At 60.7% G+C, this 14,327-nt stretch carries 9 protein-coding genes; 1 reads left to right on the top strand and 8 read right to left on the bottom strand.

Annotated elements, in window-relative coordinates; all coding sequences use genetic code 11:
• Positions 1-53: 53 nt before the first annotated feature.
• The 5 genes from BMY84_RS16070 to BMY84_RS16095 form a co-directional block, all read right to left on the bottom strand.
• Positions 54-2,867 (bottom strand): TonB-dependent receptor, encoded by a 2,814-nt coding sequence (locus BMY84_RS16070; protein ID WP_093085178.1) that lies wholly within the window; start codon positions 2,865-2,867, stop codon positions 54-56.
• 152 nt (positions 2,868-3,019) lie between these two features.
• Positions 3,020-3,961 carry an aldo/keto reductase gene (locus tag BMY84_RS16075; protein ID WP_093085179.1) on the bottom strand — a complete coding sequence of 314 codons (942 nt, stop codon included), beginning with the start codon at positions 3,959-3,961 and terminating at the stop codon, positions 3,020-3,022.
• A gap of 948 nt (positions 3,962-4,909) precedes the next feature.
• Positions 4,910-6,418: an aldehyde dehydrogenase family protein gene (locus BMY84_RS16085; protein WP_305825969.1), complete on the bottom strand. Its 1,509-nt coding sequence runs from the start codon at positions 6,416-6,418 to the stop codon at positions 4,910-4,912.
• Between the two features lie 66 nt (positions 6,419-6,484).
• Positions 6,485-8,851: a TonB-dependent receptor gene (locus BMY84_RS16090; RefSeq protein WP_093085182.1), complete on the bottom strand. Its 2,367-nt coding sequence runs from the start codon at positions 8,849-8,851 to the stop codon at positions 6,485-6,487.
• 85 nt (positions 8,852-8,936) lie between these two features.
• A complete protein-coding gene (locus BMY84_RS16095) occupies positions 8,937-10,238 on the bottom strand; it encodes a cytochrome P450 (RefSeq protein WP_093085184.1) in 1,302 nt (433 codons plus the stop codon).
• 223 nt (positions 10,239-10,461) lie between these two features.
• On the opposite strand from BMY84_RS16095, the gene BMY84_RS16100 reads away from it, so the two are divergent.
• Positions 10,462-11,565 carry an NAD(P)-dependent alcohol dehydrogenase gene (locus BMY84_RS16100; protein WP_093085185.1) on the top strand — a complete coding sequence of 368 codons (1,104 nt, stop codon included), beginning with the start codon at positions 10,462-10,464 and terminating at the stop codon, positions 11,563-11,565.
• On the opposite strand, the gene BMY84_RS16105 is transcribed toward BMY84_RS16100, so the two are convergent.
• From BMY84_RS16105 to BMY84_RS16115, 3 genes are all read right to left on the bottom strand, one after another.
• Positions 11,540-12,283: a MerR family transcriptional regulator gene (locus tag BMY84_RS16105; RefSeq protein WP_093085187.1), complete on the bottom strand. Its 744-nt coding sequence runs from the start codon at positions 12,281-12,283 to the stop codon at positions 11,540-11,542. The genes BMY84_RS16100 and BMY84_RS16105 overlap by 26 nt on opposite strands.
• A 70-nt stretch (positions 12,284-12,353) precedes the next feature.
• Complete coding sequence (locus tag BMY84_RS16110; protein WP_093085188.1) at positions 12,354-13,397, bottom strand: aromatic ring-hydroxylating dioxygenase subunit alpha; 1,044 nt, start codon at positions 13,395-13,397, stop codon at positions 12,354-12,356.
• A 146-nt stretch (positions 13,398-13,543) separates the two neighbouring features.
• On the bottom strand, positions 13,544-14,323 hold the full coding sequence (locus BMY84_RS16115) for an SDR family NAD(P)-dependent oxidoreductase (RefSeq protein ID WP_093085190.1): 780 nt from the start codon (positions 14,321-14,323) through the stop codon (positions 13,544-13,546).
• Positions 14,324-14,327 lie beyond the last annotated feature (4 nt).

Raw genomic sequence — 14,327 nt, forward strand, 5'->3', positions numbered from 1 at the left:
TTCAAACCCCTTTTGTCACACATGCTTTTCTGACGCACGATCCGCCCACTTCCTCAGTAAGAGATCGTCAGACGGCCGTAATAATAGCCGCCGGTGAAGCCGTAGGGGATCGTCGTGGGATAGAAGCCCGATCCGTTGGCGGCGCTGGCGATGCCATTTTCGTCCGGATAGACGTTGAACAGGTTGTTCGCGCCGATGCTGACGCCCAGCGTGTCGTTGACCTTCCAGGTCAGTTCCGCGTCGGTCAGCCACTTCGCACCGAAATAGCGGTCGCGGCTGGTCTGGTTCTGGAGCGAGGCGACCGCGCCATAGCGGACCACGCGGGTATTGAGCGAAAAGTCGCCGACGCTCAGCAGGTTGCCGATGTAGAATTTCGTCTTCGGCAGATTTTCGGTCAGGTTCGACTGCGACACGCGGTCGAACAGGACATAGTTCGCGCCCAGCGCCGCCAGTTCGGGCGGATTGTCGGCAATGCGGGTGATTATATTCTTGTTGTAATTATAGCCGATGCTCCAGTCCATCTTGGCGAAGCTGCCGATAGTGTGGCGATAGGTCGCCACCACATCGACACCGCGCGTTCGGGTGTCGATCGCATTGGTGTAATATTGCGCGCTGATGTAAGGCGACAGGCCATTTTCGACCAAGATCGCGGAGACAGCATCGCCGGTCAGCGTGCTGGTGATCGCGATGCGGTCCTTGACCTTGATCTGATAGGCGTCGACCGACAGAGTGAAGTTGCGGAACGGCGTCAGGACGAAGCCGGCGCTGAAGTTGGTCGACTTCTCCGGGGTCAGCGGCTTGGCACCCAGCGCGATGGCGGCGGCAGAGCCCACGGGCAGCGTCTTGATCTGGAGACGAACCGGATCTTCAATGCCTTCCAGAACGCGGAACTGGCCGGTGGTGGTGGCATAGATTTGCTGGGCCAAACCCGGCGCGCGGAAACCGGTGCTGACCGCGCCACGCAGCGACAGCCAGGGCGTTACGGCATAACGGCCATTCAGCTTCGCGATCAGCGTGTCGCCCGAGTCATCATCGAAATGTTCGAAGCGGACGGCGCCACCGATCGTGATCTTCTCATTGGGATCATAAGCGACATCGACATAGGCGCCCAGATTGTTGCGGGCCATCTTGCCGGCGTCTTCGGCGGTGAAGCCGTTGGCCGCCTGACCACCCGTTTCCGGCGTCACCGTCACGCCCGCAGCGTTGACATAGCTGTAGGTACCCAGTGCCGAGCTGGCCTCGTCCCCCTCGACCACTTCATAGGTTTCGCGGCGGTGCTGAAGGCCGGCCGACACCTGAAGGTTGCCGCTGCCGACATCATAGCCACGGGTGATGTCGAACGTCGTCTTCCATTCCGACGAGATCAGCGAGCCGATATAGAATTCGGTCGGGCTCGTCGGGCCAAGCGAGGAGTTGATCGTCAGCGAACCGAGCTGGCGCGATCGGTTCTTGCCATAGCCGCTGCTCAGGTCCCAGTCCCAGCCGGACATTTCACCCTTCACGCCGACTTCGAATTCGAAATCCTGTTCCTTGATGTTGCGACGCGGACGGAAGCCGTTGGGATAGACTTCCGGCAGCGATTCCGCAGCGGACGGGCGACGGAAGGTATAGTCGAGCTGCGAATCGCGCTGCCCGAAAGTGCCGAAGGAATAGAGTTCGACGCTGCCCAGATTGTAACCGGCATTATAGCCCAGCGTGATCGCCTCGGCCGGGAAGTTGCCGTAATTCTTCGTAACCATGCGGTCGGCCGTCGCTTCGCGCGGATCGATCGCGCCATTGACGGGCAGATAGAGGCAGTCGCTGTCGCCCACAGCCGTACATTCGCCGATGGCACGGGCGCGGTTCGACATCATCTGCTTCTTGGCGCTGATGAAGAAGTCGGCAAAGCCGCTCTCGCCCAGCTTCGTGCCGATGCTGGCGTCGGCCTGGAAGATCTCGCCGTCGGAGCGGTCCATATTCTGGCCGGCCGAAAAGCTGGCCGTGCCGCCATGATCGGCGTCCTTCAGGATGATGTTGATGACGCCAGCGATCGCGTCAGAGCCATATTGCGCCGCCGCACCGTCGCGCAGCACTTCGATATGGTCGACGGCCGACGTCGGGATCATGTCGAGATCGACCGGCACGGAGCCGTTATAGAGCGAGGACACCGCGTTGATCAGCGATGTCTTGTGGCGACGCTTGCCGTTGACCAGGATCAGCGTCTGGTCCGGGTTCAGGCCGCGCAGACCGCCGGTCGAAATGACGGTCGAGGTGCCGCCGCCTGCACGGGCGGGCACGTTGAAGGAAGGGACCAGCGTATTGAGTGCGGAGAGAATGCCAGGCTTGCCGGTCTTGGTCAGTTCGTCCGCCTTGATCACGTCGATCGGCGTCGGGCTGTCTTCCACCGTGCGGGCCAGGCCGCGCGAACCGGTGACGACGATATTGGCCGGCGCTTCCTCTGCGGCCGCTTGCGGCAGGGCCCCGGCGGCGGGAATGGCGCCTGCCGACTGCATGGCAAAAGGAAGGCCGGTCACGCCCAGGCTGGCGACCTCTACTGCGCGACTGCGGCTTGTGTGCCCGGGCATGGAAAGCGCGACGACATTGCTGTTCGACAGGGTGACCTTCAGCCCGCTGCCGGCAATCAGGCGGGTCAGCGCGGCGTCCGGCGTCATCTTGCCGCTGACAGTCCTTGCCGCAAGACCATTGACCTGATCATAGGGGAAGAGAACCTGCATGCCGGACTGTTTGGCAAACAGGGTCAATGCCGTCTGCATCGACTGCGCGGGAATTTTGAATTGTACCGGTTCCGCTGCTGAAGCAGCCTGCGCACTCATCGCGACGATCACGGTCGCAGCGCATCCAGCTAGATGCAGATATGTTCTTGCCATTATTGGGCCCCCATTGAATTTCTAACTTTCAATGGTGGATACGGAGGCGGATCGGGTTTCTGCTATCGACGCTGAAAATTATCTCAATTCTTGTGAAGGTCAGGCCCATGCCGTTGCGGGAGACCCAAATTCGATAATGGCCTGCCGCGCCCTCACCAATTGTCGTTCATACTATCCATGAAACGCTTAAGCGCCGGATTTTCGTTGTCCTCCCGCCAGATGAGATTCAGCTTCGCGGGCCATTGGGCAATCGATGGGATGGGGCGGAAGGCCACATTGGGAAAACGAAGGCGGGAAGCCACTTCTGGCACGAGCGCCATGCCGAAACCGGCATCGACAAGCGCCAGCATCGAATGCATCTGGCCAATCTGGTGCGCCACGCGCGGCGCAATTTGGGACTGATCGAAAAGCGCGGTAATAATATCATGAAAATATCGTGCAGCATCGGGGGAATACATGATGAATGGCTGATCATCGATATCGCTGATGACGACTTCTGATTTCAATAGAAGGTCATTTCCAACAGGAATCGCCGCGATCAGCGGTTCAGACAAATATTCCCGGAATGCAACCGCCGCAACCGGCAGGACCGCATGGGTCCGACGCAATGTCCGGGCGCCCGGTTCGGATAGGCCGAAATGCTTGACCTTGCCTTCGTCGACAAGCGCCTTCACCGCGCCGGCAACATCTTCGATCGGCACCTTGGGGTCGACGCGATGCTGGTACAGAAGATCGATCGTCTCGATCCCCAGTCGCTTGAGTGAGCGCTCTACGATTGCCCGAATGCCTTCCGGCCGACTGGAGACACCATTGACCTGCGCGGTAGCCGGATCGATGTCGAAGCCGAACTTGGTGGCGATGACCACCTGATCGCGGACCGGCGCCAGCGCCTCGCCCACCATATCCTCATTCGTTAAGGGACCATAGATTTCTGCGGTGTCGAAGAATGTGACGCCGCGATCAACCGCCTGGCGGATCAGGGCGATGCCCTCGTCCCGGCTGAGTTTGTGACCATAGCTGAAATCCAGCCCCATGCACCCAAAACCGAGCGCGGAGACATGCAGTCCGCTGGTGCCCAATTGACGTGTTTTCATGTGCCTGTTCCTTTCATTGAACGATGCAGTTGCCCCTGTTTCTGGAAATTGATCAGTCTCTGGGCAGAAGGCATGTGCAGAACATGCAGCCAATGCCAGCACCACCGATGACCAGACCAAGCGGCCAGGGCGTCCCATCTGCAAGCAGGCCGACCAGTGCAGAGCCGATGATGCCGCTGCCATATTGAATCGATCCGACCAGCGCGGAAGCGGCGCCGGCCCGATCGGGCCAGACAGCCAGCGCACCAGCGAGCGAATTGGCAACGATTAGGCCATTAAGTGCACTGAAGCCAAGCAGCGGAAAACAGGCCGACAAGGCCGCCCCAGCCCGTCCAGCCTGCCAGTGCAGCAAGCAGCCCTGTGAGAACGGCCATTATCCGGAGGGGGTAGCGGATCACAGTGGCAGGCGATTGATCAGGCAGCACGGTATCGCGAGCCAATGTCGAGACGGGCATTGCTTCTTCCCGATGAGAAATGCGTTATGTCGTCCCCATTTAGGGCAGCGGTCAGCGCCCGATTAGATCATGATTTGCGGACGAGGTTATGATCTCAGTTCATGAAACCGGGATGTTTGCGCCTGACTGATGACGCGGTTTCCATTCGCCGCAGAGCCAGTCCGATTTGTTCGACGCCATGACGGCACCGAATGGCTCAAGCCCCTGCCCTTTCATGCATATCTGCGCACGGGACATCCCATGCTCGCCACAGTGATACTATCGGCAATTGCGCCAATCACCGTTTCTTCTTGATCAAGCCTCGATCGAAACGGGCAAAGGGAGGTTTCTCCCTTCGAGCCTTGCGTTCAGAAATGCACCATCAGCCGCCACCGGTTCCAAATCTGCCTGCGCGAGATATCTGCTGAAACTTATCGGCAAGTCACAGCGGGCTTCCCGCCGACAAGAACAATGACATTGAGCATTATGGTCAGTCTGGACCTTCTATGGTCAGTCAATCAGCCAGAAGTGCCGTGACGGTCTTCGTTTCGGTATAGTGGAGAACCCCTTCTTCGCCGACTTCGCGCCCCCAGCCGCTTTCCTTGACGCCGCCAAAGGGGGCGGAGGGATCATTCATGCCATGGGTGTTGATCCACACTGTGCCGGCCTGCAACTTGCGCGCGGTCAGATGGGCGCGTGAGAGATCGCGGGTCCAGATGTTGGCGGCCAGACCATAGCGGGTATCGTTCGCCGTCCTGATGACTTCCTCGACATCGTCAAAGGGCGTGGCGACGAGCACGGGACCGAAAATCTCCTCGCGCACGATCGATGCGTCCGCTGATGGATTGGCGAAGATCGTCGGCTCGACGAAATAGCCGGCATCTGCGCCGACCTTGCCGCCCGTCACCAGTTCCGCGCCGCTCGCCCGCCCCTGTTCGATATAGTCGAGCACCCTGCCCTGCTGGGCCCGCGACACCAGCGGGCCCAGCATCGTGTCGGGATCACGACCGTTCCCCAGTTTGAACTGCTTCGCCGCCTGCGCCACGCCGTCCACGACCTGATCGAACACCGACCGTTCGACATAGAGGCGCGATGCGGCAAGGCAGACCTGCCCGGAATTGAAGAATATGGCGAGCGCTGCGCCCAGTGACGCCTTTTCGATATCCGCATCGGCGAAGATGAGCGACGGCGATTTTCCGCCCAGTTCCAGCGTCACGCGCTTCAGATCTCGTGCCGCGGTCTGCACGATCTGCTTGCCCACACGGGTCGATCCGGTGAAGGCAATCTTGTCGATGCCTGGATGCTCCACCAGGGCCTGTCCGGCCTCATGGCCATAGCCCGTCACGATATTGAGCACGCCTTCGGGCAGCCCTGCCTCCAGCGCCAGTTCCGCCAGTCGCAGCGCGGTGAGGGGCGTCACTTCGGAAGGCTTGAGCACGATGGTACAGCCTGCCGCGAGCGCCGAGGCGATCTTCCACGCGGCCATGGCGAGGGGATAATTCCAGGGCACGATCTGGCCGACCACGCCAATCGGTTCGCGCACCGAATAGCTGTGATATTGGCGGCCATCGCCGGAAATAGGATTGACCTGCCCATGGATCTTGGACGTCCATCCCGCCATGTAGCGGAAGATATCCACGGCCGCCGGCACGTCTACCGCCAGCGCATGATGCACCGCCTTGCCATTATCATAGCTTTCCAGAAGCGCCAGTTCCTGCGCATTTTCCTCGATCTTGCGCGCGATCGTCTCGATGATCCTGCCCCGATCCAGCGGCCGCATGCGCGACCATGCGGCGGATTCGAACGCGGCCCTCGCGCGCTTCACGGCCCGGTCTACATCCGCTGCGGTGCCCGCCGGCACATTGGCGAATATCTGTCCGGTCGCAGGGTCCTCGACATCGATGCTACGCCCATCCGCCGCCTCTTCCCAATCGCCACCGATCAGCATGCGGGTCGTGGGCAGGCGAACCTGATGCCCGACGTCACCATGAAGGCGATGGGCGGCGAACATGGGTGCATTCATCGTCTTTTCTCCAGCAAACAAGAAGGAGCCGCGCCGCCTTTCATGGCGCGGCCCAGGGGAGAGCGTTCAGAAACGCGCCGACAGATTGACCCCGAAGGTGCGCGGGCGCCCTGCGAAGCGGACCGTCGTGTCGGTGATGCGCGTGGCGTTGGTCCAGTAATAGGCGTTGCCGAGATTCCGGACGAAGGCGCTGATCTTGTAGCGCTTGTCGTCGAACGAAAGCCCCGCCCGGAGATCGATCAGCGTGTAATCCTCGATCGTCAGTCCGCCCTGCGCGGAAAGATCGGCCGATGGCGTGGCGCGGGCATTACCCAGAACGGCCTTGGTATCGCTCTGGAAATTCAGGTTCGCGCCGACAAAGGCCTCCACATCGTCGCTCAAAGCCCAGTCATATTGCGCGTCGGTCACGATCTGGAACTTGGGCGTATAGGGGAAGGCCGAGCCGCCGAAATCGACCTGATTGCCGTAGCTGTCATAGTTGACGAAACTGCCCTTGATTTTGGTGTCCAGATAGGTCGCGCCGATGCTGACGCGCAATCCATCCGTGGGCGCCAGATCCAGTTGCAGTTCCGCGCCCTGCACCCGGCTTTTGGGAACATTTACCAGAGCTTCCAGCGGCCCGAACACGTCGGGATTGGCGATCACCCGCCCCTTCAACTGCTTGTCGCTATAGTCATAATAGAAGAGCGCACCATTGATCTGGGCGGTATTTTCCAGAACCGTCAGCTTCGCGCCAATTTCATAGGCGGTGATGGATTCCTGCGTGACCGGATTGAACTGGTTCGCATCGCTGGCCGACAGCATGGGGAAACTGCCGGACTTGTAGCCCTTGCTGACCGATGCGTAGAGCAGGACATCCTTGCTCGGCTTATAATCGATACCCGCGCGCCAGGAGACATTATCCTCGTTCAGCGTGCGCTGCACTTCTCCCACGGTCAGTGTCGACCCGTCGATGGTCACGCACGCATCTTCCGCGATGGAGATGGGCGCCAGCCCTGCGCCACTACGAATGAAGTTGACCAGATTCTGGATGCCCTGCCCCAGTGCAAAGCCGCGATCGGCCGTACAACCGACAAAATCGATATTGGTCTTGGTATAGCGCACCCCGCCATGCAGGGTGATCGTGTCGCCAATGTCATAATCGAGATTGGCGAACACCGCCTTGTTCACGAATTTCTGCCGCGCATATTGGCTATAGACGAAGAAAGGGATGCCAAGGCCGGCATCGACGAAATTATAGGCCGGCGTGGACTGATCATAGGGACCGGCATCATCCTGCTGATAGGTTTTTTCCCGCGCATAATTGCCGCCCAGAATATAGGTCAGGCCGCCGACACGGCCCTGCAACCGCAATTCCTGCGACAGCGCCGTAATCTTGCCCGTGGTGTTGTAGAAATAATCGCGCAGCGCCACGCCATCAGGATCGATGTCCTGATCGTTATGATATTGGGAATAGCTGCTGATCGACGTCAGGGTGATGTCATCGGTCAGGTCGATGTCACCGCGGAAAGCGGCCTGATAAAACCAGTCGTCGCGTTTGGGCTTCTGCTCCGGCGTCCAGTCGGCATCGCGGTTGTTGCGTGGCGCGATCGGATAGGTGGCGAGCGGCCCCAGTCGCGCGGGATTGCCCAGGGGCACCACGCCGATCAACTGCCCAGCCTGCCCATCGCTCTTGTCGATGAAGCCATTGAGGTTCAGCGAAAACCGCACGCCGTCCGATGGCTCGAAATCGAGGAGGATGCGACCCGTGGTAAAATTGCGATCGCCCAGCTTTTCATCACGGGTATAGCTGCGCTGCCAGGCGCCGCCCTGCTCCGTTCGCACCGCCACCCGCGCGGTCAGCGTGTCGCTGATCGGTCCGCTGATGAACCCGCCACCACTGACCTGTCCGAAACTGTCCACCCCGGCATCCAGCCCGGCCTTGAAAGTTGAAGTCGGCTTGGCCGCGATATAGTTGATCGCACCGCCGGTCGCGTTCGATCCGAACAGCGTGCCCTGTGGTCCCTTCAGCACCTCGACCCGTTCCAGATCCAGCGTCGCGCCGCGCGTCATGATCGAAAAGGGGATCGGCACCTGATCCTGATAGATGCTGACCGTCGGCTTCGCGGCAAGGCTGGTGTCGTAGAAGCCGATGCCGCGCAGCGTATAGACCGGCGTGGAAAAGGCGCTTTCGGTATAGTTGAAGCCGGGCACGATCTTCACCAGATCAGCGACATTGGCGACGCCCTGGCTGGCCAGCTTTTCGCCCGATGCCGCCGTGATCGAGAGCGGCACGTCGTTGATGGCCTGCTCCCGCTTCTGGGCCGTCACGACGATATCGCCCAGGCCCACCGGCTGCTGCGCCTGGGGCACCGTATCGGCCTGTGCAAAGGCCGGTGATTGCAGCGCGACCGCCGATACGCTCGCAACCAGCAAGATCATCCTGTTGTGCATTTCAGACTCCTCCCATTGTCGCCCGGATATTCCACCCCTGGGCCATGTGCCGGTCCCGCCTGAGCGATGTCCCGGCCTTGAAAAATCAGGCTTTCTTGAAACGGATCGGCAGCGCCTTGTAACCGCCGACAAAATTGGTCTCGACCAGTCGGGGATCACCCGCCATCTCGACCGACTGCAAATGCGGCAGCAATTCCTCGAACAGGATACGCATCTCCAGCTTGGCAAGATGCTGGCCCAGACACATGTGCGGGCCGAAGCCGAAGGCGATATGCGGATTGGGCGAGCGGGTGATGTCGAACCGGTCGGCGTCGGTGAAGACATCCTCGTCGCGGTTGCCGGACGGATAGCAGATCATCAGCCGTTCCATGGAGCGGATGTCCATACCGCGAACCTGCGTGTCGGCAGTGGCGTTGCGCATGAAATGCTTGACCGGACTGGTCCAGCGGATCGCTTCGTCGACAAGACCGGGTATGAGGCCGGGGTCGGCCTTCACCTTCGCCCAATTTTCCGGATAGACCATCATGCCATGCAGGCCGCCCGCCGTGGACGACGATGTCGTGTCATGGCCAGCCGTCGCAATCGCCACATAATAGCCATTGGCTTCATCGCGCGGGATCGGCGCGCCGTTGATCCGGGAATTGGCGATGAGCGACAGGAGATCGTCGGTTGGCTGCTCGCGGCGCTGGGCGCTGAGCTTGTCGAAATAGACGTAGAAATCCTCTATCGAAGCCGCCCATTGTCTGGCCGCGACGACCGGGTCCGCCGCCATTTCCGGACGCTGCTCCTCCGGATCATGGACGCCGAAAAATTCCTGCGTAAGCTTCAACATCTTCGGTTCGTCTTCGGGCGGCACGCCGAACAGCGTCATGATAACCCGCAGCGGATAATGCAGCGCAAAGTCGCGCACGAAATCGCACTCGCCGTCAAAGCTGAGCAGATTGTCGACCGACTGGCGCGCCAGCACCCGGATTTGCTCTTCCAGCTTGCTGACCTTGCCGGGCAGGAACCAGTTGGCCGTCAGCATGCGGTAGGAGGCATGTTCGGGCGGGTCCATATAGGTCAGCGACGACAGGAGCCGCGTCGTGCCGCCGGTGATTTCCCGCGTGAAGGCATCGGATGCCTGATCGTTCAGAACCGGGTTATGATCGGCATTGTGGAACAGCTTGGCGTTCCGCTCAATCTCTCGAATGTCGGCATGCCTGGTCACGATCCAGAGCGGGTCATAGCCGGGCACCTGTGCAATCCCCAAAGGCATATGTTCGCGAAGCCATTTGAACGCGCGATAGATGGTCGCGTCATCCGTGTAGCTTTTCGGCGCGATTACGATCCGCGCGATATCGTCTGGAATGATGGGACGCGTGTCAGCATCCAGCGAAGTCGCCATGAATCTACCCTCTCCGGTTACGCCATTCTCAGGACATTTGCGTATTGCGTATGCCTATTACGTAATAGTGGACAAGGGTGTCGGTCAATCGTAAAAACAGGTCCGACCATTCAGGCTTTCGGCGAACGGAAATGACGGATTTCTGCGGATCACATCCATCAGTCATCCCTTATCCGTCCCTGCATTTGAATGGACGACACCAAGTTTGAATAGGAGGATGTACATGGAAATAGAGGCAGCCGTCGCCCGGACCGCAGGCGGGGACTTCAGTGTCGAACGTCTGACACTGGGAGAATTGCGCCCAAACGAGGCATTGGTGCGCGTCGTCGCGACGGGCCTTTGCCATACCGACCTTGTCGTACGCGACCAGATATTGCCGGTGCCCCTGCCCGCCGTGCTGGGGCATGAAGGAGCCGGTATCGTGGAGGCTGTGGGCGATGCCGTGACATCGATTGCGCCGGGTGATGCTGTCGTCATGGGGTTTGCCGCCTGCCGCGCCTGCCCGCAATGCGATGCCGGTCAGCCTGCCTATTGCCGCGACTTCGCCCCGCTGAATTTCGGCGGCCACCGCACTGACGGATCAACATGCCTGCATGACGGCCAGACCCCCGTCAGCAGCCATTTCTTCGGCCAGTCCTCCTTCGGCACCTACGCCATCATAGCCGCGCAAAATCTGGTGAAAATGCCGACCGACGCGCCGCTGGAACTGCTGGGTCCGCTAGGCTGCGGCATCATGACGGGCGCCGGGGCGGTGATGCACGCGCTCAAGCTGCAAGCGGGCGAATCGATCCTCATCATCGGCGGTGGTCCGGTCGGCCTGAGCGCCGTCATGGCCGCCAGGGCATTGGACGCCGGCCAGATCATCGTGGCCGATCCTCTGGAGAGTCGCCGCGCCATGGCCGTCGATCTGGGCGCGACCGGCACAATCGATGTGACGGCGGGCGACACTGCCGAACAATTACGCGCGGTCCAGCCACAGGGAGTCCATTGCGTGCTGGACACGTCGGGTGTCGTCCCGGCCATCCATTCCGGCATAGCGGCGCTTGCCCCCCTGGGGCGCCTGGCCATGGTCGGCGTCCCCAAAACGCTCGACGCAGCGATCGGCCTCAACATCCTGCACATGCTGTCCCTGGGCATCAGCATTTGCGGCGTGACGGAAGGCAATGCCGATCCGCAGACATTCCTGCCCGAACTGGTTGCCCTTAACGCAAAGGGGCTTTTCCCGTTCGAAAAGCTGATCACTCGCTACCGGTTGGAGGATATCAACCAGGCCGTGGCCGACCAGCATGCCGGGCGGTGCGTCAAGGCTGTCCTGACGATGGCCTGATGCCCTGTGTGGGGCGATCCGTTTCTTCGCCGGCACGGATCGCCTCGACATGGCGGAAGAAAGCGCGCTGACGCATCAGACCGAAGAAATCGAGCATGAGCGGCAAAGCATGCTCGACCATGGTCGCAGCCTTTTCGACATCGATATGCCCTTCGACCCGCTCCATGAAGGTGGTCGCTTCCCATCGCCCGACGAAATCCGCAGCCTCGGTGTAGAAGCCCAGAATGTCCGGCCTATAGTCGAGCTGCTGGTCGAACCCGGCCTTGCGCATATCGCCCCATAGCCGCACGAGCTGCGCGCAGGTGATGCTGAGCGCTTCCCCCTGTTCGGTATCGATGATGTCCAATATGCCGATCTTCGCCAGCGTGCGCGCATCCTCTGCCGCATGGGGATAGCGATCGAGCAGAGAGGCGACGGTCACCGGCGGCCCGTCAGCCCCGACCCGGTGCGCGACCAGTTGTTCCAGTTGGTCGAAGGCGCTGGCCTCTACCCGTGCCTCGGTGCCTTCCCCCGCGATGATCGCCTTGATCTGTGCCAGGGTCAGCCGGTTTTCGCGTTGTAACCGCCGCACCGCCAATATGGCCTGCACATGCTCCTCGCCATAGTCGGCGACGGTCTTGCGTGGCCTTTCCGGCTCTGGAATCAATCCTTCGCGAAGATAGACGCGGATCGTTTCCCTGTGGACCCCGGTCCGCTGCTCCAGCTCGCGCATCTTCATAGATGCGCTACAGCATGGGGCAGCGGCGGGAGCAAGCCACTATGTTAGCGACATACGCAAGGGCGTGGCATCAGGCCGCGACCTTTCCACCTTCTTCCGCTTCCTGCATATTGCTCAGCAGGCGACGTGCCTGGTTGACCGCGCCGTCGCTGGCGATGCCGACGAAAGGCCGTCCGGGCTCATCATCGATCCGGCGCTGCTGCGCCTCCAGCGTTTCCTCATCTTCGGTGATGGTATCGAAAAACTGATCGAACAGCGTGGCGGGCACCCCGCTTTCCTTCGGCGCAGTCGTGCAGATCGTCCAGAGATAGTGGCTGGTCGTTTCCGTTTCCGGCGTGATGAAATGATTGTTCGCCAACATGAAGCCGTTGTCGCGACGCCCTTCATAGGCGCCGGTCCCCGCATCGCAGCCACCGGCATTGACCCGGCAGGTCATGCCGATACCCGGTTCGAACCGCACTTCCTGCCAGCGATCGACGCGCCCCTTGAAACCACCGGCATCGATATAGGATTTGGGCGGGATCGAATTGGGCATCTTGCGCAGCAAGGTCACGCGGCGGCCGTCAAATTCGACCTTGGTATCCGCGTTATAATGTTGCTCCGGATTGCCCCCGATCGTGCGCGCATGGATATAGGGTACATGGGTCAGGTCCATGATATTGTCGATGATCAACTGCCAGTTCGACTTCACCGGGAAAGTATAGGGCCGCCAGGTCCAGGCCGGATCATTATGTTCGGGACTGTCGACGATCACGCTGGGGTCGGCCAGCGCCGGTTCGCCCATCCAGATCCAGATCAGATGATCCTTTTCGACCACGGGATAGTGGCGGACATTGGCAGATGCCGGAATACGGGCCTGATTGGGAATACGGGTGCAGGTGCCGCGACCGTCAAATTCCACGCCATGATAGCAGCAGCGCAGGATATTGCCTTCGACATGGCCGGCGGACAGAGGCATGGCCCGGTGGCTGCACCGATCTTCCAGCGCCGAGATCTCGCCATCTTCGGTCCGAAACAGCACGACCGCCTTGTTCAGATACCTGCGTCCCAGCGTCTTGCCGGGCTCGATATCGGCGGCAAAGGCGGCCACATACCAGGCGTTGTAAATGAACATAAGCTCTCCATCTGTTCGGCCGGCCCGTTCGACGGTTCCGGCGCTACCCTATTGTTGGTTGCGATTATGGAGGCCCAAGCGGCGGGCGCCAATCGCAATGCCATAAAGCCATAAGAAAAACGGGAAACGAACGTCGCGAACCGGGATCAGCGCAGATAGAGGCCTCCGTTCATGTCCAGCGTCGCCCCGACGAAGAAGCCGCCCCGGTCGGATGCCAGCAGCGCCGTGGCGGCTGCGATTTCGCCCACGGCCATGAAGCGCCCCACCGGCACTTCCGCTTCGACCCTGGCAATCTGTTCGGGGGACAGGCGCGCCTTGGCCGTGTCGATCGGCCCCGGCGCGATGGCGTTTACTGTAACGCCAGTCCCGGCCAGATAGCGCGCGAAATATTTGGTCAGCATGATCGCCCCGGCCTTTGACGCGGCATAATGGGGCGAGGCCACGGTGCCGCCATTCTGCCCGGCGAGCGAAGTGATGTTGACGATCCGCCCATAGCCATTTTCGCGCATATGTTCGGAAAATATCTGGCAGCTCAGGAATACGCTGCGCATGTTGATCTGGACGATCAGGTCAAATTCCTCCGGACTGATGTCCTGCGTCGGCGTCCGCTTGGCAAAGCCGGCATTGTTGACCACTATATCGGTCTTGCCCCAGAGCGCCGTGATCTGGTCCCTGGCCGCCAGGAAATTCGATTTTTCGCGCACGTCCAGCTTCAGCGCTATCGCCGTCTCTCCCGACGGATCGAGGGAGTGGGCAACGGCCTGCGCCACGTCACTGTCCACATCGCTGACCGCGACCCGCCCGCCGCCGGCATGGATTTCCCGCGCCACGGCTTCGCCGACGCCCCGTCCGCCTCCCGTGACAAGCGCAGCCCGCCCGGCAAAGGAGAAGCTGCCATTGGCGGGAAGTTCGAAATTTTCGGCCATCGTT

Source organism: Sphingobium sp. AP50 (genome assembly GCF_900109095.1).
Lineage (GTDB): Bacteria > Pseudomonadota > Alphaproteobacteria > Sphingomonadales > Sphingomonadaceae > Sphingobium.

Bases quoted from the DNA above. Each gene is read 5' to 3' on its own strand.
- BMY84_RS16070 (WP_093085178.1), bottom strand. From the start codon at position 2,867: ATGGCAAGAACATATCTGCATCTAGCTGGATGCGCTGCGACCGTGATC.
- BMY84_RS16075 (WP_093085179.1), bottom strand. From the start codon at position 3,961: ATGAAAACACGTCAATTGGGCACCAGCGGACTGCATGTCTCCGCGCTC.
- BMY84_RS16085 (WP_305825969.1), bottom strand. From the start codon at position 6,418: ATGAATGCACCCATGTTCGCCGCCCATCGCCTTCATGGTGACGTCGGG.
- BMY84_RS16090 (WP_093085182.1), bottom strand. From the start codon at position 8,851: ATGCACAACAGGATGATCTTGCTGGTTGCGAGCGTATCGGCGGTCGCG.
- BMY84_RS16095 (WP_093085184.1), bottom strand. From the start codon at position 10,238: ATGGCGACTTCGCTGGATGCTGACACGCGTCCCATCATTCCAGACGAT.
- BMY84_RS16100 (WP_093085185.1), top strand. From the start codon at position 10,462: ATGGAAATAGAGGCAGCCGTCGCCCGGACCGCAGGCGGGGACTTCAGT.
- BMY84_RS16105 (WP_093085187.1), bottom strand. From the start codon at position 12,283: ATGAAGATGCGCGAGCTGGAGCAGCGGACCGGGGTCCACAGGGAAACG.
- BMY84_RS16110 (WP_093085188.1), bottom strand. From the start codon at position 13,397: ATGTTCATTTACAACGCCTGGTATGTGGCCGCCTTTGCCGCCGATATC.
- BMY84_RS16115 (WP_093085190.1), bottom strand. From the start codon at position 14,323: ATGGCCGAAAATTTCGAACTTCCCGCCAATGGCAGCTTCTCCTTTGCC.